Annotated in this window: 17 protein-coding genes; 10 read left to right on the top strand and 7 right to left on the bottom strand. The window is 75.7% G+C overall.

Annotated elements, in window-relative coordinates; genetic code table 11:
* Window positions 1-22: 22 nt before the first annotated feature.
* The 4 genes from OOK41_RS28045 to OOK41_RS28030 form a co-directional block, all read right to left on the bottom strand.
* Window positions 23-1,309 (bottom strand): MFS transporter, encoded by a 1,287-nt coding sequence (locus tag OOK41_RS28045; protein WP_266267289.1) that lies wholly within the window; start codon window positions 1,307-1,309, stop codon window positions 23-25.
* 65 nt (window positions 1,310-1,374) lie between these two features.
* Window positions 1,375-1,956 carry an isochorismatase family protein gene (locus OOK41_RS28040; RefSeq protein ID WP_117665994.1) on the bottom strand — a complete coding sequence of 194 codons (582 nt, stop codon included), beginning with the start codon at window positions 1,954-1,956 and terminating at the stop codon, window positions 1,375-1,377.
* Between the two features lie 46 nt (window positions 1,957-2,002).
* Window positions 2,003-3,289: a nicotinate phosphoribosyltransferase gene (locus OOK41_RS28035; protein WP_117665996.1), complete on the bottom strand. Its 1,287-nt coding sequence runs from the start codon at window positions 3,287-3,289 to the stop codon at window positions 2,003-2,005.
* A gap of 16 nt (window positions 3,290-3,305) precedes the next feature.
* Complete coding sequence (locus OOK41_RS28030; RefSeq protein WP_266267286.1) at window positions 3,306-5,981, bottom strand: LuxR C-terminal-related transcriptional regulator; 2,676 nt, start codon at window positions 5,979-5,981, stop codon at window positions 3,306-3,308.
* A gap of 298 nt (window positions 5,982-6,279) precedes the next feature.
* Between OOK41_RS28030 and OOK41_RS28025 the strand changes: the two genes are divergently transcribed.
* The 10 genes from OOK41_RS28025 (at window position 6,280) to OOK41_RS27980 (ending at window position 14,119) form a co-directional block, all read left to right on the top strand.
* On the top strand, window positions 6,280-7,896 hold the full coding sequence (locus OOK41_RS28025; protein WP_266267285.1) for a hypothetical protein: 1,617 nt from the start codon (window positions 6,280-6,282) through the stop codon (window positions 7,894-7,896).
* Between the two features lie 148 nt (window positions 7,897-8,044).
* Window positions 8,045-8,335, top strand: coding sequence for an ATP-dependent Clp protease adapter ClpS (gene clpS, locus OOK41_RS28020; RefSeq protein WP_117666000.1), 291 nt, complete (start codon window positions 8,045-8,047; stop codon window positions 8,333-8,335).
* Between the two features lie 2 nt (window positions 8,336-8,337).
* Window positions 8,338-8,832 (top strand): DUF2017 domain-containing protein, encoded by a 495-nt coding sequence (locus OOK41_RS28015; RefSeq protein ID WP_207892632.1) that lies wholly within the window; start codon window positions 8,338-8,340, stop codon window positions 8,830-8,832.
* 53 nt (window positions 8,833-8,885) lie between these two features.
* The gene (locus OOK41_RS28010; protein ID WP_266267284.1) at window positions 8,886-9,374 is read left to right on the top strand and encodes a M67 family metallopeptidase; all 489 of its coding nucleotides are present in this window, start codon (window positions 8,886-8,888) and stop codon (window positions 9,372-9,374) included.
* Between the two features lie 73 nt (window positions 9,375-9,447).
* The gene (locus tag OOK41_RS28005; protein WP_266267283.1) at window positions 9,448-9,792 is read left to right on the top strand and encodes a MoaD/ThiS family protein; all 345 of its coding nucleotides are present in this window, start codon (window positions 9,448-9,450) and stop codon (window positions 9,790-9,792) included.
* 12 nt (window positions 9,793-9,804) lie between these two features.
* Window positions 9,805-10,770, top strand: a complete 966-nt coding sequence (locus tag OOK41_RS28000) for a PLP-dependent cysteine synthase family protein (protein ID WP_117666004.1) — start codon at window positions 9,805-9,807, stop codon at window positions 10,768-10,770.
* A 233-nt stretch (window positions 10,771-11,003) separates the two neighbouring features.
* Complete coding sequence (locus tag OOK41_RS27995; protein WP_117666006.1) at window positions 11,004-11,750, top strand: MBL fold metallo-hydrolase; 747 nt, start codon at window positions 11,004-11,006, stop codon at window positions 11,748-11,750.
* 78 nt (window positions 11,751-11,828) lie between these two features.
* Complete coding sequence (gene rph / locus OOK41_RS27990; RefSeq protein ID WP_117666008.1) at window positions 11,829-12,554, top strand: ribonuclease PH; 726 nt, start codon at window positions 11,829-11,831, stop codon at window positions 12,552-12,554.
* Window positions 12,551-13,168, top strand: coding sequence for an RdgB/HAM1 family non-canonical purine NTP pyrophosphatase (gene rdgB, locus OOK41_RS27985; protein ID WP_117666009.1), 618 nt, complete (start codon window positions 12,551-12,553; stop codon window positions 13,166-13,168). Before rph ends, rdgB begins: the two co-directional genes overlap by 4 nt.
* A 30-nt stretch (window positions 13,169-13,198) precedes the next feature.
* On the top strand, window positions 13,199-14,119 hold the full coding sequence (locus OOK41_RS27980; RefSeq protein WP_266267282.1) for an AEC family transporter: 921 nt from the start codon (window positions 13,199-13,201) through the stop codon (window positions 14,117-14,119).
* A 43-nt stretch (window positions 14,120-14,162) separates the two neighbouring features.
* On the opposite strand, the gene hutH is transcribed toward OOK41_RS27980, so the two are convergent.
* From hutH to OOK41_RS27965, 3 genes are read right to left on the bottom strand one after another with little or no spacing between them, the layout of a single operon-like run.
* Window positions 14,163-15,701 carry a histidine ammonia-lyase gene (gene hutH, locus OOK41_RS27975; RefSeq protein WP_266267281.1) on the bottom strand — a complete coding sequence of 513 codons (1,539 nt, stop codon included), beginning with the start codon at window positions 15,699-15,701 and terminating at the stop codon, window positions 14,163-14,165.
* Window positions 15,689-16,891: an imidazolonepropionase gene (hutI, locus tag OOK41_RS27970; RefSeq protein ID WP_266267280.1), complete on the bottom strand. Its 1,203-nt coding sequence runs from the start codon at window positions 16,889-16,891 to the stop codon at window positions 15,689-15,691. The genes hutH and hutI overlap by 13 nt, the downstream gene beginning before the upstream one ends.
* Window positions 16,888-18,243, bottom strand: a complete 1,356-nt coding sequence (locus OOK41_RS27965; protein WP_266267279.1) for a formimidoylglutamate deiminase — start codon at window positions 18,241-18,243, stop codon at window positions 16,888-16,890. Before OOK41_RS27965 ends, hutI begins: the two co-directional genes overlap by 4 nt.
* Between the last annotated feature and the right edge of the window lie 192 nt (window positions 18,244-18,435).

Raw genomic sequence — 18,435 nt, 5'->3', positions numbered from 1 at the left:
GCCGTCCCGGCCGGGTGGGGCGTCACGGCTTGCCGGATGTCGCGGCTTCCGGGGCGGGAGTGGGCGCGACGTGCGGGACATGAAGTTGATCAGGCCGGGCCAGCTCGGCGCCCAGGCCCGGGGCGGCCGGGGCCGGGGCGGGGGTGCGCCGGTGGCGCAGCTCGGCGGGGAGCACGGCGGCGGCGACCAGCAGGCCGATCGCGCCGGTCACCACGAACCCCCACCAGGGCGCGGAGGCGTCGATCACCGCACCGGCCAGCGGGGCGCCCAGCGCGATGCCCACGGTCACCGCGGAGCCGTGCAGGCCCATCGCCTCACCGCGCACGCCGGCCGGGACCAGCCGGCTGACCGCGTCGGCGGTGGCGGCGAGGGCCGGCGCGCAGAGCATGCCGGCCGGGACCAGCGCCAGGCTGAGCAGCCACCAGTGCCCGCCGCCCAGCCCGACCGGGAGGGTGCAGAGGCTGAGCGCGGCCACCAGCGCCAGCGGGGACACCTGCCGGCTGACCGCGCCGTACGCGAAGCCGCCGACCAGCGAGGCGACCGCCCACGCGGCGAGCACCGCGCCCGTCCAGCCGACCTCGCCGCCGGCGCGCAGCACGGCGACCACCGCGACGTCGGTGCCGCCCAGCACCAGCGTGGCGGCGAGGCTGGCCACCAGCACGGCGACCAGCCGGGCCGTCAGCCACTCCCGGCGGGGCACCCGGCGATGCTCGCGGGGCGGCTCGTCGGCGGCGCGGGTGGGCGGGTTCAGCAGCCAGAGGGCGGTGCCGGCGGCGACGATGCCGGCGCCGACCGCGTACAGGGTGAACCGGGCGGACACGGCGGTGGACAGCGCCACGGCGAGGGCCGGGCCGACCATGAACGACAGCTCCACCGACATCGAGTCCAGCGCGTACGCCGGGCGACGCCGCTGCGGCGGCACCAGCGCCGCGATCGACTGCCGGATCACCGAGAAGATGGGCAGGGCGAGCAGCCCGGCGACGAACGCGGCCGGCAGCAGCACCGGATAGGGCAGCGCCGGCGCGGTGGACCAGAAGATGCCCTCGGCGACGGTGGTCAGGGCGAGCACCGGGCGCAGGCCGTGCCGGTCCACCAGCCGGCCGAGCAGCGGGCCGCCCAGCGCCGCGCCCACGGTGGTGGCCGCCCCGACCAGGCCGGCCGCGCCGTACCCCCGGCCGAGGTCGAACACCACGTAGAAGGTGACGGTCACCCCGGTCGCGGTGAGCGGGACGCGGGCGAGCACCGACACCAGCAGCAACGTCCGGAGACCCGGCAGGGCGAGCACCTGCCGGTAAGGCTTCATGTTCATGACGGTCCGTACCTCCGGGCGTCATCCTCGACCCCGGGTGCGACACCCGCCAGCGGTTTACCGCCTCAGGCGGCCCGGATCACCGGCTGTCCGTGCATGGCCACCCCGGCGCCGTCGAACGCGCGCAGCGCGACGTCCAGCGTCTCCGGCGCCACGGCGGCGGTCAGGTCGAGCAGCACGGTGGTGGCGAACCCCTCCCGGGCGGCGTCCAGCGCGGTGGCCCGGACGCAGTGGTCGGTGGCGATGCCGACCAGGTCGACCCGGTCCACCCCCCGGGCGCGCAGCCAGTCGGCCAGGCACTCGCCGTCGTCGGCGTGCCCCTCGAAGCCGGAGTACGCCGCCGCGTGCTCGCCCTTGTGGAAGATCGCCTCGACCCGGTCGGTGGTCAGCTCCGGGTGGAACTCCGAGCCGGCGGTGCCGACGACGCAGTGCACCGGCCAGGAGTCGACGTAGTCCGGCGGGTCGCCGAAGTGCGCGCCCGGGTCCACGTGGTAGTCCTTCGTCGCCACCACGTGGTCCCAGCGGTCGGGCTCGGCGGCGAGCAGCCGGGAGATCCCGGCGGCGACGCCCGCCCCGCCGGCCACCGCGAGGGACCCGCCCTCGCAGAAGTCGTTCTGCACGTCGACGATGATCAGCGCGTTGGCCATGTCAGGGGTGCTCCTTCGCGGTGCGGGTGAGCCGGCGGGCGGCGGGTCAGCCGGCGGGGACGACGGTCACCGGGATCGCCGGGTCGCCGGCGGAGAGCTTCAGGCCCTCCCACGGGATCGAGATCAGGCACTGTCGCAGGTGCTCCCGGGACTCGTCCAGCGTCGGCAGGTCGACCGGCTCGCCGCCGGCCACGTACGACTGCTGGAGCAGCCGGTCGTGCGGCTGCCGGTCGGGCACGCCCTGCGGGACGACGACCTCCTCGGTCGCGGTGCCGGTCGGCTTGTGTCGGCGGACGGCCACCTTCCGGCCGCCGATGGTGGCCTTGTGCTCCGAGCGCTTCACCACCGGCCGCCCCGCCACCTCGACCAGCTTGTAGACCAGGCAGGCGGTGGGCGCACCGGAGCCGGTGACCACGGCCGTGCCCGCGCCGTACATGTCGACCGGCTCGGCGGCGAGCGTGGCGATGGCGTACTCGTCGAGGTCGCCGGAGACGATGATCTTCGTCTCGGTGGCGCCGAGGGAGTCGAGCAGTTCGCGGGACTGCTGGGCGATCACCGTCAGGTCGCCGGAGTCGATCCGGACCGCGCGCAGCTCCGGCCCCGCGACCTCGATCGCGTTGCGGATGCCCTGGCTGATGTCGTACGTGTCGACCAGCAGCGTGGTGTCCTTGCCCAGCGTGGCGACCTGCGAGGCGAACGCCGCCCGCTCGTCGCCGTGCAGCAGGGTGAACGCGTGCGCGGCGGTGCCGGCGGTGGGGATGCCATACCGCTCGCCGGCGGCCAGGTTCGAGGTGAACCGGAACCCGGCCAGGTACGCGGCCCGCGCCGCGGCGACCGCCGCCTCCTCGTGGGCCCGCCGGGCGCCCATCTCGATCACCGCCCGGCCCCGGGCCGCGGTGACCATCCGGGCGGCCGCCGCGGCCACCGCGCAGTCGTGGTTGAGCACCGACAGCACCAGCGTCTCCAGCACCACGCACTCGGCGAAGCCCCCGGAGACGGTGAGGATGGGGGAGCCGGGAAAGAACAGCTCGCCCTCGGCGTACCCGTCGATGTCGCCGGTGAAGTGGTAACCGGCCAGCCACTCGGCGGCGGCGGCGTCGACCACCCCGGCGCGGCGCAGGAAGTCGACCTCGTCGGCCGAGAAGCGGAAGTCGCGGATCAGGTCGATCAGCCGGGCGGTGCCGGCGACCACACCGTACCGGCGCCCGGTGGGCAGCCGGCGGCTGAAGACCTCGAAGACGCACGGGCGGTCGGCGGTGCCGTCGCGCAGGGCGGCGCTGACCATCGTCAGCTCGTAGTGGTCGGTCAGCAGCGCGGGGCGAAAGGTGCTCACCTGCCCAGCCTAGAGTTCACCGCGCCGGGTCGCCCTCCTGGCCCGGGAACGACCGCAGCGCGACGCGCAGCTCGGCCCGCCCGGTCACCCCGAGCTTGCTGTAGACGTGTTGCAGGTGGTTGTCCACGGTCCGGCTGGACAGGAAGAGCCGCTCGGCGATGGCGCGGCTGGTCGCGCCCTGCGCGGCGAGCCGGGCGACCTCCCACTCCCGGTCGCTGAGGGCGGGCTGCCCGACCCGCAGCGCCGGGGTGTCGATCTGGTCACACCGGCCGAGCAGCTCGCCGAGGCGCTCGTGGGCGGCGGCGGCCGAGCTGGACCGGCGCAGCCGCAGCAGGCGCGCCGCCGCCGCGGTGGCCTCGGCGGCGTACACCCGCAGGTCCAGCTCGGCGAAGCCGGCGGCCACCGCGAGCAGTTCCTCGGCCGCGCCGTCGGCGGCGGCCCGGGCGTACCGGGCCAGCAGCGGCGGCAGCGGGCCGTCGACCCGCTCGGACAGTTCGGCCAGCCGCTGGGCCACCGTCCGGCGGCTGCCGTCGCCACAGGTCGGCCCGACCGGGGCGGTGGCCTGGTCCAGCCGGACCAGGTCGTGCAGGACGAGCACCTCGTGCCCGGCGAACCCGTCGTCGCGGAGCCGGTCGGCCAGGGCGGCGAGGTGCTTGGCGGCGCCGGCCGGGTCGCCGCCGGCGGCGAGCACCGCGCCGCGGGCCTGCTCCAGCCACGGGTAGAGCACCGTCATCCCGGGGGCGTGGGTGCGGTCCGCCTCGGCCATCGCCTCGGCGGCGTGCGCGGCGTCGCCCCGCAGCGCCGCCGCCTGGGCCCGTTCGGCGTGCGCCAGGCCCGCGTACACCCGGCTGGTGGCCAGCACCGCGCACGCGCCGAGGCTCGTCGTCAGCGCCGTGCCACTGTGGCCGCGCAGCCGCGCCGCGTACGCCTGGAGGATGGCCAGGTAGCCGGTGCCGAGCCGGAAGTCGCCCGCCCCGGCGAGGTCGGCGAACTCGTCGGCGACGATCGCGTCGATGCCGGCCAGGTCGCCGGCGAGCGCGAGCCGGGTGCCCCGGGCCAGTTCCAGCGCGAGTTGCAGGTACGGCATGTCGCCGCGCCAGCGGGCCACCTCGGCCTGCACCTGGTTGATCGCCGCGCCGCTGCGGGTCAGCTGCCCCTGGGCGGCCTGGAGGTGGGCCAGGGTGCACCGGGCGAGCTCGCGGGCGGCCACCCCGGCGGCCGGGCGGTCCAGCACCGCCCGGGCCAGCCGCACCGCCGGGCCGGTGTCCAGCCGGTGCAGCCGCATGATCGCCTCGAAGGCGTTCACCCGGGCCTGGTCGGCGGCGTCGGGCAGCTCCGCGCCCCGCGCCGCGATCTCGTCCACGGTGGACTCCCGGCTGAGCCCCCAGTAGCTGACCATCCCCCGCACGGTGAGCCAGCGGCTGCGCCGCCCCGGCCCCGCCGCGTCGCCGGCGACCGCGTCGAGCGTCACGATCGCCTCCTCCGGCCGGTCGGCGAACATCAGGAGGGTGGCCAGCAGCTCCGCGGCGTCGAAGCCCCCGTCGGCCTCCAGCGCCGCCCGGGCCAGCCGGGTCGCCAGCGGCACGTCGTACCGGGTGAACGCCTGGGCGGCGGCGCCCAGCAGCAGCGCCGGGTCCTGCGCGGTGCCGGAGTCCAGCCGCCACACCGCCACCCGCAGCAGGTCGTCGCGTCGCCGGGTGCCCATTGCCTCCACCAGCTCGGCCAGCCGGGCCTGCAACCGTCGGGTCCGGCTGACCGGGCAGCGCCGCCGCATCACCTCGCCGTAGAGCGGGTGCGCCAGCCGGACGTCTGTGCGGCGGTCGTTGCGCTCCACCGTGATCAGGCCACGCTCCTCGGCGGTCTCCACGTCGGCCGGCTCCACCGCCTGTCCGAGCAGGTGCAGGCCGAGCGGCTCGCCGAAGGCGACCAGCTCCAGCACCGCCCGGACCCCGGGGGTGAGCTGCCCGATCCGGGTGTCGATCAGCTCGGTGAGGCTGGGCGCCAGCGTCAGCCCGCCGGTCCACCGCCACATCCCGTACGTGCGGGTCAGCTCGCCGGGCGGGGCGGCAATGACCAGCTCGCGCAGGAGCAGCGCGTTGCCGCCGGAGAGCCGCCACAGCCGGTCGGCGGAGCATGGGTCGACCGGACCCCCGAGGATGGCGGCGAGCAGGTCGGTGGTGTCCGCCAGCCCGAGCGGGGCCAGCTCCACGTGGTCGACCAGACCGTCGGTCCACAGTGCCCGGATGGGCAGCGGGAGCTGCTCACCGTCGCGCAGCGTCCCGATCACGGTGGCGTTCTCCGCCCGGCCGATCAGGTGCACCAGCGCGGCCGACGGCGGGTCGAGCAGGTGGGCGTCGTCGACCGCCAGCACGATGTGCCGCCCGGCGGCCTGCTGCTGCAACTGCGCCACCGCCCAGCGCAGCACGCCCGCCGGGGAGAGCCCCGGCGGCTGTTCGGCCGGGAGCACCTGGATCAGCCCGCCGAACGGCAGCGCCGCCGTGGTGGCGCTGGCCGAGACCGACCAGACGGCGTACCCGTCGGTGGGGACGCCGGCCAGCGCCTCGCGCAGCAGCCGGCTCTTGCCGACCCCGGCGGACCCGCTGTAGAAGAGCCCGCGCCCGTCGGCGCCGGTCGCCGCGGCCAGCAGCCGGTCGAGTTCATCCCTGCGGCCGACGAACTCCCATCGACTCATCGGGGCAGCATATCGACCGAAGCCGGTACGCGTGCACGCCGTGACGCTCCGAAGTTGAGTAATCCGTCAATCAACGCTGAGTATCCGCATCGTCTGATTCACGTTTCCGCCGGTCGTACTCTTCCCGCATCCGGAGGTGTCCCCGCCGGACGATTCACGCGGCCGGATCCGAGCTCGGCCGCCCTGACCGGGAGGCCGCCTGATGCAGCCGGGTCCGCTCCCCTCGGCCGACGTGTCCGACGAGCGTCGCAGTCCGGCCGGCCCGCCGCGGTGCGGCCCGACGCCCACCCGGCTCGGGGTGACCGAACCCCGGCCGGACGACCCGCTCGCCGTGGTCGCCGCCGGTCCGGCCGGCGCGGCCCGGCGCGACGTGCTCGCCGCCCTGCTGGGGGTGGCCCCGGGGACGCTCGCCGTGCCGCCCGGGAGCTGGCTGCGAGTCGGCCACGCCCGGGTGCCGACCCGCGCCGCCTACGTGCCCGGCTACCGCCAGCCCCACGCGTACGCGCCGGACCAGTCGGCGGCGGGCCCGGCGCTGGCCCGCCCGCCGCGCCGGGTCGAGCTGACCGTCGCCGAGCCGCTGCTGCGGCACTTCACCGTGGTCGACACGCCGGACACCGACACGCTGGGCGTCGCCGGCGGGCGGGTGCTGCTCGACGCCGTCGGCCGGGCCGGGGCGCTGCTGTTCGTGATCGCGGCCGACCAGGCGTTCACCGCCGCCGAGCTGCACCTGCTGGCCGAGGCCGCCCACGCCGCGGTCGAGGTCTTCTTCGTGGTGACGCCCGGGGTGTCGGGCTGGGCCCCGCCCCCGGTCGAGCCGCCGGGCGCCGGCTCGGGCCGACCGGACGGGCCCCGGGCGCGGGGACGGGCGCCGCGCAGCCGCCGGGACCCGGCGCGGACGGACGGCACGGGGGCTTCCGTCCCGACGGGTCCCAGCGGCCGGGCGGGCCGGCCGCCGACGCGGTCCGCGCAGCCGGGCGGGCCGGTCGATCCGTGGCCCGCCCGGTCGCCGGCCGAGCCGGGCCTGGTCGACGCGGCGAACCCGGTCGAGGTGGTGCTGGCCGCGCACCGCGCCGTGCTGCTCGCCGCCGTGCCGGCCCTGGCCGCGGCCCCCTGGTACCCGGCCCGACCGGACGACGTCGGCGGGCTGCGGCGGGCGCTGGTGGGCTGGGCCGCCGACGAGGGGCTGCGCCGGGCCAGCGCCCAGCCGCCGGTGCTGCCCGGGGCGCACGGCCGGGTCCCGGTGTCGCCCGACGCGGACGCGACCGGGTGGGCCGAGCGGTTGGACCGGCAGGCCCGCTCCTGCGCCCAGCGGATCCGCCAGCACCTCGCCCTGGAGCTGGCCAACACCCACCTGCGGGTGGTGCAGGAGATCGTCTTCGGGGTCGGCTGTGCCGGCCTGCCGCAGCTACTCGACCGCGAGCTGGAGGCGCTCTCCCTGCTCGCCACCGTCCAGTGCGACGCGGCCGTGCGGGCCCTGCTCGACGACGCCGCCGGTCGGGTCCTGGGCGACCCGGTGCCCGAGGGGGTCCGGCGACGGATCGGCAACGCCGTCCGCTGGGGGCTCGCCGACCATCCGGCCGGCCGGGGCCTCGACCGGGTGCTGTTGGTCACCAGCACCGCCGGGGTGGCCGAGCTGGCCGGCGCCGGCGCCGTGGACGCGGTCTCCGGGTATCCGGCCGGGCAGCGCGTCGAGGTGCTCCCGCCGGTCGCCGTGGCGCTTGCCGGCGGCTGCTGGCAGCACTGGCGCAGCCCCGGCAACGAGGACCCGGGCGGTGCCCGGTCCTGGGCGCAGCGGGCGCTGCGCGAGGTCGAGCTGGAGCTGACCCGGGACGTCTCCCGACGCTTCGAGGCCGTCCGCCGCTCGCTCGGCGCGGTGCTCTCCGATGCGATCGACCACGGCATCCTGCTCGCCTGACGCCGGTCCCGACCGGCTGGTGGGGCCCCGACGGGGTCCTGCCGGGCCGGCCCGCGCGCCGGTCGCCGGGGCGGCTCCGGCCGGTGATCCGGGCCCGTCCGGCGTTCCGGTTCATCGGTTCGCCGCAACCGGTGGCACGATGGGGGGCATGGCGGCTCCGCAGGTTGCACCGGTCGAGACGCCGGACACCGAAGAGGTGCCGGCTTCGGACCGGCCGTGGGTGACGATCGTGTGGGACGACCCGGTGAACCTGATGTCGTACGTGACCTGGGTCCTACAGAAGTTGTTCGGGTACAGCCGGGAGAAGGCCGAGAAGCTCATGCTGGACGTGCACCACAAGGGTCGGGCGGTGGTCTCCAGCGGCGCCCGGGAACGGATGGAGCACGACGCGGCACAGCTGCACGCGTACGGGCTGTGGGCCACGGTGGAGCGGTCGTGAGCATGTTCCGCCGTCGGGGCGACCGGTACGTCGCCACCCTCGCCGTCGACGAGGTCCGGGTGCTGCGCAAGGTGGCCTCCGAGGTGGTGGGGCTGCTCACCGACGGCTTCGACCACTCCGACCCGGTGGTGGGCCGGCTCTTCCCCGAGGTCTACCCGGACGACTCGGCCGGGACGGCGGAGTTCCGCCGGTACACCGAGGGCGACCTCAAGACGGGCAAGATCGACCAGGCCGGGGCGATCCTCGCCGCGCTGCCGGACTCCGCCGGCGGCGAGGTCCGGCTCGACGCCGAGGCGGCCGAGGCGTGGCTGCGGGCGCTCAACGACGCCCGCCTGGCGATGGGCGTCCGGCTGGAGGTCAAGGACGGCACGGACCTCGGCGCGGAGCTGGACGAGGCGGTCGCCGCCGATCCGTCGTCGAGCCGGGTGTTCCAACTGTCGGTCTACGCCTACCTCGGCTACCTCCAGGAGTCGCTGCTCAACGCCATGATCGACTGATGGTGACCGTCGCCACCTTCGGGTGGGCAGGCGGAGGCGCTAGGCTGGACGACGTGCTGAGCATCGACCGGTCGATCATCGACGCGATCGTCGCCCACGTGCGTCGGGACCACCCGGACGAGGCGTGCGGCGTGGTCGCCGGCCCCGTCGGCAGCGACACCCCGACCCGGCACATCCCGATGGAGAACGCGGCCCGCTCCATGACGTTCTACGAGTTCGACTCGATGGAGCACCTGCGGGTGTGGCGGGAGCTGGACGACCGCGACGAGGAGCCGATCGTCATCTACCACTCGCACACCGCGACCGAGGCGTACCCGTCGCGTACGGACGTCTCCTTCGCCGGCGAGCCGGGGGCGCACTACCTGCTCGTCTCCACCCGGGAGCCCGACGCCGAGGAGATCCGCTCCTACCGGATCGTCGACGGCGCGGTGACCGAGGAGCCGGTCCGGATCGTGGACGCCGCCGTGGACCCGAACGCCGTCCAGTCCTACATGTTCGGGCAGAGCCCGGCGACGGTCGACTACGAGTGTTCCGACCGCTGACCCCAGCGGCACCGCGACACTCCGCCCTTCCCGTCACCGAGCAACCGCACACCCGGACAAGGAGCACGACACCATGGCCATCGAGGTTCGCATCCCCACCATCCTGCGCAGCTACACCGGCGGCGCGAAGGTCGTCGAGGGCACCGGCGACACGCTCGCCGACCTGCTCGCCGACCTGGACTCCCGGCACGCCGGCCTGCGCGGCCGGCTGGTCACCGACGCCGGCGTGCTGCACCGGTTCGTCAACGTCTACGTCAACGACGAGGACGTCCGCTTCCTCGGCGCGCTCGACGCCAAGCTCAACGACGGCGACAGCATCACGATCCTGCCGGCCGTGGCCGGCGGCGCGTTCGGCTTCGCCGCCGCGGCGGCGATCGCCTCGCACACGGTAGCCACGCGCGCCGCCGCCGCCCGCTGAGGCGGGGCGGCGATGGCGCGGTACGACAGCCTGCTGGACGCCTGCGGCGGCACGCCCCTGGTCGGGCTGCCCCGGCTCTCGCCGGCGGTGCCCGAGGGGGCGCCGCCGGTGCGGCTCTGGGCCAAGCTGGAGGACCGGAACCCGACCGGCAGCATCAAGGACCGGGCGGCCCTGTTCATGGTCCGCCGGGCCGAGTCCGACGGCCGGCTCCGCCCGGGCGACACCATCCTGGAGCCGACCAGCGGCAACACCGGTATCTCGCTGGCCATGGTGGCCAAGCTGCAGGGGTACCGGCTGGTCTGCGTGATGCCGGAGAACGTCTCGACCGAGCGGGTCCAGCTACTCCGGATGTACGGCGCGGAGATCATCTTCTCGCCGGCCGCCGGCGGCTCCAACCAGGCCGTCGCCACGGCCAAGCAGATCGCCGCCGAGCACCCCGACTGGGTGATGCTCTACCAGTACGGCAACGAGGCGAACGCCCGGGCGCACTACGAGACCACGGGCCCGGAGCTGCTTCAGGACCTGCCCACGATCACCCACTTCGTGGCCGGGCTCGGCACCACCGGCACCCTCATGGGCACCGGGCGCTACCTGCGCGAGAAGGTCGAGGGCATCCAGGTCGTGGCCGCCGAGCCCCGCTACGGGGAACTGGTCTACGGGCTGCGCAACATCGACGAGGGGTACGTCCCGGAGCTCTACGACGCCACCGTGCTGTCCCGGCGGTTCTCCGTCGGCACCCGGGACGCCGTGCTGCGCACCCGGCAGCTCGTGGAGGTGGAGGGGATCTTCGCCGGCTTCTCCACCGGGGCAATCCTGCACGCCGCCCTCGCGGTGGCACACGAGGCGGTCCGGGACGGCCGCCGGGCCGACGTCGCGTTCGTGGTCTGCGACGGCGGCTGGAAGTACCTCAGCACCGGCGCGTACGGCGGCACCCTCGCCGACGCCGAGGAGGCCCTGGAGGGGCAGCTCTGGGCCTGAGGGCGAGCCTGACGGCGTGGACGGGCCGAGACCGGTTGACCGGTCCGGCCCGTCCGTCGTCGCCGGGGCGCCGGAGGGCCGCGGGTGTCACGTTGGTGACAACTTCCAGTAGATGATTCTTGCCCCGGTGTGCGCCAGCGTAGGCTGCGCAGCGTGTCGTACGCGGCGGTGAAGATCATGGGCCGGATGGCGGCCGACGTGACGACTACGGTTCGTGACAGCGAGACGACCTCATGCGACTGACCGTCCTCGGCTGTGCGGGGAGCTTCCCCGGTCCCGACTCCCCGTGCTCGGCCTATCTGGTCGAGGCCGACGGTTTCCGGCTCCTGGTCGACTTCGGCTCCGGCGCGCTGTCCACCCTCCAGCGTTACGCCGGGCTGCACGCCCCGGACGCCATCCTCCTCACCCACCTGCACTGCGACCACATGCTCGACGCCGTCTCGTACGTGGTGGTGCGCCGGTACGCCCCGGACGGCCCCTGCCCGGCCCTGCCGGTGTACGCCCCGTCCGGCGCGCCGGACCGGCTGGCGCTGGCCTACGGGCAGGAGGACAGCACCGTCGAGGACGTCTACCAGTTCTACGGCCTCCAGCCCGGCACGTTCCCGATCGGCCCGTTCAGCGTCACCGTCGACCGGATGAACCACCCCGTCGAGACGTACGGGGTGCGGCTGGAGCACGACGGTCGGGTGCTCTGCTACTCCTCCGACACCGCGCCGTGCGAGGCGCTGCTGCGGCTGGCCCAGGACGCCGACGTCTTTCTCTGCGAGGCCAGCTACGTCGACGGGGTGGACAACCCGCCGGACCTGCACCTGACCGGCCGGGAGGCCGGCGAGGCGGCCACCAAGGCGGGGGTGGGCCGGCTGCTGCTGACCCACCTGGTCGCCGCGTGGGGCAGCGAGGCGCTCACCGTCGAGGCGGCCGGCGCCGCGTACGACGGGCCACTGGAAGTGGTCCGCTCCGGCGCCTGCTACGACGTCTGACCGACCGCGGCCGGCGGCGGGCGCGGACAGCGGTGGACCCCGGGGCGGTTCGATCACCGCACCGCATAGGGTGCAGGCATGGCGCGACCTGACGGGCGGCGGCCCGACCAACTCCGACCGGTGACCCTGACCCGGGGCTGGAGCACCCACCCGGAGGGCTCCGTGCTCGTCGAGTTCGGCGCGACCCGGGTGCTCTGCACGGCCAGCGTCACCGAGGGGGTGCCCCGCTGGCGCAAGGGCTCCGGCCTCGGCTGGGTGACCGCCGAGTACGCGATGCTGCCCCGGGCCACGAACACCCGCTCGGACCGGGAGAGCGTCAAGGGCCGCGTCGGCGGGCGGACCCACGAGATCTCCCGGCTGATCGGCCGCAGCCTGCGGGCCGGCATCGACCTCAAGGCGCTCGGCGAGAACTCGGTGGTGCTGGACTGCGACGTCCTCCAGGCCGACGGCGGCACCCGCACCGCGGCGATCACCGGCGCGTACGTGGCGCTGCACGACGCGGTGAGCTGGCTGGCCGACCGTAAGGCGCTGGCCGGGAAGCCGGAGAAGGTGATGCACCGCTCCGTCGCGGCGGTCAGCGTCGGCGTCATCGCGGGCGAGGCCCGGCTGGACCTCTGCTACACCGAGGACGTGGCGGCCGAGGTCGACATGAACGTGGTCTGCACCGGCACCGGCGAGTTCGTCGAGGTGCAGGGGACGGGGGAGTCCGGGGTGTTCGCCCGCGACCAGCTCGACGCCCTGCTCGACCTGGCCGTCGCCGGCTGCGCGGAACTGGCCGAGGCCCAGCGGAAGGCTCTCTCATGAACAAGGTGCTGCTCGCCACCCGTAACCGCAAGAAGCTGATCGAGCTCCAGCGGATCCTCGACGGCGCGCTCGGCGCGCACCGGGTCGCCCTGCTCGGCCTCGACGACGTCGAGGAGTACCCGGAGCTGCCGGAGACCGGCCTGACCTTTGGCGAGAACGCGCTGATCAAGGCGCGGGAGGGCTGCCGGCGCACCGGCCTGCCCACCATCGCCGACGACTCCGGCCTCGCCGTCGACGCCCTCAACGGCATGCCGGGGGTGTTCAGCGCCCGCTGGGCCGGCCGGCACGGCGACGACCGGGCCAACCTCCAGCTCGTGCTGGACCAGATCGCCGACCTGCCCGACGAGCACCGTGGCGCGTCGTTCGTCTGCACCGTGGCGCTGGTGCTGCCCGGCGGCAAGGAGCACCTGGTCGACGGCCGACAGGCCGGCCGGCTGCTGCGCGCGCCGCGCGGCGCGGGCGGCTTCGGGTACGACCCGATCTTCCTCGGCGACGGCCAGGACCGCACCAACGCGGAGCTGACCCCGCCCGAGAAGGACGCGATCAGCCACCGGGGCAAGGCGCTGCGCGAGCTGGCCAAGCTGATCGCCAAGGTGCTGCCGCCCGCAGCCTGACGGCGGGCGGCGGACCGGCCGGGGAGGGTCGTGCCGGGTGTCCTGACGGGGTTCACCGTCATCGCCGCCGTCATCGGCGTCGGCTACCTGCTGGGCCGTCTCGGCGTGCTGGGGCGGGAGGCGACGGTGGTGCTCTCCCGGGTGGCGTTCTTCGTGGCGACCCCGGCGCTGCTGTTCGGGACCGTCGCCCGGGCCGACCTCCGGACGGTCGTCTCGTCGGCCCTCGTGGTCACGGTGGTGGCCACCACCGTCGTGGCGGCGGTGTTCGTGCTCGTCGCGCGGCTGGTGTGGCGGCGACCGGCGGCGGAGACCACCATCGGAGCCCTGGCGTCCTCCTACGTGAACGCGGCGAACATCGGCATCCCGGTCGCCGTCTACGTCCTCGGCGACGCCTCGTTCATCGCGCCCGTCCTGATGTTCCAGCTGGTGGTGATGGCGCCGATCGCCTTCGCGGTGCTGGACACGGCGACCCGGGGGCGACGTTCCCTGGCCGGGGCGGTGGCCCAGCCGCTGGCCAACCCGATCACCGTGGCCTGCGTCCTGGGCCTGGCCGTCAACCTGACCGGCTGGTTCCCGCCGGAGCCGGTCCTGCGCCCGGTCGAGCTGGTGGCGGCGATGGCCGTGCCCGCCGCGCTGCTCGCGTACGGGCTGTCGCTGCACGACGCGCCCCGGCCCGGCTCGGGGGACACCCGGCGGGACGTGTGGCTCGCCGTCGCGCTGAAGGCGGTGGTCCAGCCGACGGTCGCGTACCTCGTCGCGCGGTTCGCCCTGGGCCTGCCGGACCCGGTGGTGCTGGCCTGCACGGTCACCGCCGCGCTGCCGACCGCGCAGAACGTCTTCGTCCACGCGGTCCGCTACGACCGGGGCGTCGTCCTGGCCCGGGACGCGGTGCTGCTGTCGACCGTGGCGGCGGTGCCGGTGCTGATCGGGGTGGCGGTGCTCGGGAGCTGAGCCCCGGGCCGGCCGGCCGCCCGGCCCCGCCACCCCCGCGCGGTCATCCGAGCGGGCCGACCTCCCGCTCGATCGCCGCCCGCAGCTCCGGCCCGGCCAGCACGGCCCGGGCCGCCTCCATCAGCGGGGCGAGGAAGACGTCCGGCCCCGGCTCCCCGGCCGCCTCGCCGAGCGCGGCCAGCGCCGCCCGGCCGGCCGGCGACGGCGTCAGCGGGGCCCGTAGCTGGAGCCCGCGCACGGCGGCCAGCAGCTCCACCGCGAGCAGGCTGGTCAGGTTGTCCAGCACGATGCGCAGCTTCTTCGTCGCCGCCCAGCCCATCGAGACGTGGTCCTCCTGCATCCCGCTGGTGGGCAGCGAGTCCACCGAGGCGGGGGCGGCCAGCCGGCGGTTCTCCGCGACGATCCCGGCGGCGGTGTACTGGGCGATCATCAGCCCGGAGTTGACCCCGGCGTCGGGGGAGAGGAACGCCGGCAGCTCCCGGGACCGGGTCACGTCGAGCAGCCGGTCCACCCGCCGCTCGGCGATCGCCCCCACCTCGGCGGCGGCGATGGCCAGGAAGTCGGCGGCGAAGCCGAGCGGGGCACCGTGGAAGTTCCCGGTCGACTCGACCCGGCCGTCCGGCAGCACCACCGGGTTGTCCACCACGGACACCAGCTCCCGGTCGGCCACGGTCCGGACGAAGTCCAGGGTGTCCCGGGCCGCGCCGGCGACCTGCGGCGCGCAGCGCATCGAGTACGCGTCCTGCACGGCGTGCGCCAGGTCGTCGCGGTGCGAGTCCATCACCGCCGAGTGCTGGAGCAGCCGGTGGATGTTCGCCGCCGACACCGACTGGCCGGGGTGCGGGCGGATGGCGTGCAGCTCCGGCAGGAACGGCCGCTCCGAGCCGAGCATCGCCTCGATGGCCAGGGCGGCCGTCACGTCGGCCATGGCGAGCAGGTGCGCTGCGTCGTTGATGGCCAGCAGCAGCATGCCGAGCATGCCGTCGGTGCCGTTGATCAGCGCCAGCCCCTCCTTGGCGGCCAGCTCCACCGGGGTCAGCTCGGCCCCGCGCAGCGCGTCGGCGGCGTCGATCCGCTCGCCGGCCGGGCCGAGCACCCAGCCCTCGCCGAGCAGCACCAGCGCGCAGTGCGCCAGCGGGGCCAGGTCGCCGGACGCGCCGAGCGAACCGTGCTCCGGCACCCACGGGGTGACGTCGTGGTTGAGCAGGTCGACCAGGGCCTCGGCGACCAGCGGGCGGACCCCGGAGCGGCCCAGCGCCAGCGAGCGGACCCGCAGCAGCATCATCGCCCGGACCACCTCGCGCGGCATCGGCGCGCCCACCCCGGCGGCGTGCGAGCGGATCAGCGCGTGCTGGAGCTCCGCGCGCCGCTCCGGCGCGACGAAGGTGTTCGCGAGGGCCCCGAAGCCGGTGGAGACCCCGTACACGGGCCGGCCGGCGGCCTCGATCCGGTCCACGATGGACCGGCTGGTCGCCATCGCGTCCACGGTGGCCGGATCGAGGGCGACCCGGGCGCTGCCGCGGGCCACGGCGAGCACGTCGGCGGGGGAGATCCCGGTGGGCTGGACGGTCACGATCGACATTGCGGCACTCCGTTGTGCAGAACCTGGCGGATCAGTGGGACACCGGGCCGGTAGGCCAGGTGCAGGTGCGACGGCGCGTCGAGGATGGTCAGGTCGGCCCGGGCGCCGGGCCGCAGCACCCCGACATCGGTGCGGCGCAGCGCCCGCGCGCCCCCGGCGGTCGCGGCCCAGACCGCCTCCGCCGGGGTCATCCGCATCTCGCGGACGGCGAGCGCCACGCAGAACGGCATCGACGAGGTGTACGACGACCCGGGGTTGCAGTCCGTGGCCAGCGCCACGGTGACGCCGGCGTCGAGCAGCCGGCGCGCGTCCGGGTACGGCGAGCGGGTGGAGAACTCCGCCCCGGGCAGCAGCGTCGCGACGGTGGTCGTCCCCGACCCGTCGGCTGCGGTCGAGCCCGCGAGGGCGGCCACGTCCGCGTCGTCGAGGTGGGTGCAGTGGTCGACGCTGGCCGCCCCCAGCTCCACCCCGAGCCGTACGCCCGGCCCGGGGCCGAGCTGGTTGGCGTGCAGCCGCACCCCGAGCCCGGCCGCCTGCCCGACGGTGAGGATGGCCCGGGCATGGTCGGCGTCGAACGCGCCCCGCTCGCAGAACACGTCCACCCAGCGGGCGTACGGGGCGGCGGCGGCGAGCATCGGCCCGCACACCAGCCCCACGTAGTCGTCGGGGCGGTCGGCGTACTCGGCGGGGACGACGTGCGCGCCGAGGAACGTCGTCTCGTCGCTCACCTCGGCGGCGATCCGCAGCGACCGGGCCTCGTCGGCGACGGTCAGCCCGTACCCGCTCTTGATCTCGATCGTGGTGGTGCCCTGCCGCATCGCCTCGCCGACCAGCCGGCGCACGGTGGCCCGCAGCGTGTCGTCGGAGGCCGCCCGGGTCGCGCCGACCGTGGTCCGGATGCCCCCGCCGGTGTACGGCTGGCCGGCCATCCGGGCGGCGAACTCGGCGGCCCGGTCCCCGGCGAACACCAGATGGGCGTGGCTGTCCACGAACCCCGGCAGCGCCGCCGCCCCCTCGGCGTCGATCCGCCGGTCAGCGGCGGGGGCGTACCGGGCGGGGCCGATCCAGGCGATCCGCCCCTCCTCGACCAGCAGAGCCGCGTCGCGGCGCAGTCCGAGCGGGCTGCCGTCGCCGGTGCCGGCGACGTTGGTCACCAGCTCACCGATGTTGTCGACCAGCAGGCTGCTCACCGGGTCACCGCCTCGATCGCCGTACGCAGCTCGCGCGGCACGTCCACGCTCAGGTGCCGCCCGTCGGCGACCACCTGCCGGCCGTCCACGACGACCGAGGCGACGTCGGCGGCGGTCGCCGCGAAGAACGCCCCCACCGGCGGCACCCCGGCCGTGCGGGCGCTGTCCAGCCGCACGGTGACCAGGTCGGCGCGGTCGCCGACGGCGATCCGGCCGGCGTCGCGCCAGCCGAGCGCGGCGTGCCCGGCGGCGGTCGCCGCGACCAGCAGCTCCGCCGGGGTGAAGTGGCCGCGGCGGCGGGTGCGCAGCCGCTCGTCCAGCTCCACCGCGCGGGCCTCCTCGAACAGGTCGACCACGGCGTGGCTGTCGCTGCCCAGGCTCAGCGCGACGCCCGCCTCGGCCAGCCGGCGGGCCGGCCCGATCCCGTCGGCGAGGTCCCGTTCGGTGGTGGGGCAGAGGCAGACCCCGGTGCCGGTGTCGCCGAGCAGCGTCACGTCGGCGCTGGTGGGGTGGGTGGCGTGCACGGCGACGGTGCCCGGGCCGAGCACCCCGTGGTCGGCCAGCAGCCGGGCCGGCGTGCGGCCGTGCGCGGCCCGGCAGGCGTCGTTCTCGGCGGGCTGCTCGGACAGGTGCACGTGCAGCGGCGCCCCGCGCCGGTCGGCCCAGCCGGCCACGGTGGCGAGCTGCTGTGCCGGCACCGCGCGGACCGAGTGCACCGCCGCCCCGAGCAGCGCGTGGGCCCTGCCCGCGGTGAACGCCGAGGCCCGGTCGGCCCAGCGCTGCGCGTCGCCGTCGCCGAACCGCCGCTGCGGCCCGGCCAGCGGCTCGCCGTCCACCGTGGCGGTCAGGTAGCAGGTGTCGAGCAGGGTGAGCCGGATCCCGGCCTGCGCGGCGGCCTCGACCAGCGCCGCTCCCATCGCGTTCGGGTCGGCGTACGGCGTGCCGTCGGGGCCGTGGTGCAGGTAGTGGAACTCACCGACGCAGGTGACGCCGGACAGCGCCATCTCGGCGTACGCGGCCCGGGCCAGGGCCAGGTAGCTGTCCGGGTCGAGCCGGGCGGCCACGTCGTACATGGCGGTCCGCCAGCTCCAGAAGTCGCCCCGGGCGTGGGTGCGCCCGCGTAGCGCCCGGTGGAACGCGTGCGAGTGGGCGTTGGCCAGCCCGGGCAGGGTCAGCCCGGGCAGCCGGGTGGCATCGCCGAGCACCTCCACCCCGGCGGTGGGCGTGCCCGTGCCGCCGAGCGGGGTGACGGTCGTGATCCGGCCGTCCTCGGCCTCGATCAGCACGTCGGCGGTGGGCTCGGCCCGGTCGGGCAGCCACGCGTACTCGGCGAGCCAGCGGGTCCCGGTCATCTCTTCCACCCCCTTTGGAGCTGAGTCGTTCGTGACATCGGTGCCGTCCGCGATGTCGGCGGGCCGGGACGGCGGGGGAGCGCAGGCGACGTCGGCCGGTCGCGGTGCCGCCGATCCGTTCGTGACATCAGCTCCAAAGGGCCCGCCGGGGCATGCCGGCCCCGGGCCGGACAGGTCGAGCCGGGCGAAGGC

This window comes from Micromonospora sp. NBC_01655, assembly GCF_026339755.1.
Classification (GTDB): Bacteria; Actinomycetota; Actinomycetes; order Mycobacteriales; family Micromonosporaceae; genus Micromonospora.
Note: the sequence above shows the minus strand (reverse complement) of the source record. Positions and strands in the feature narration are given on the sequence as shown.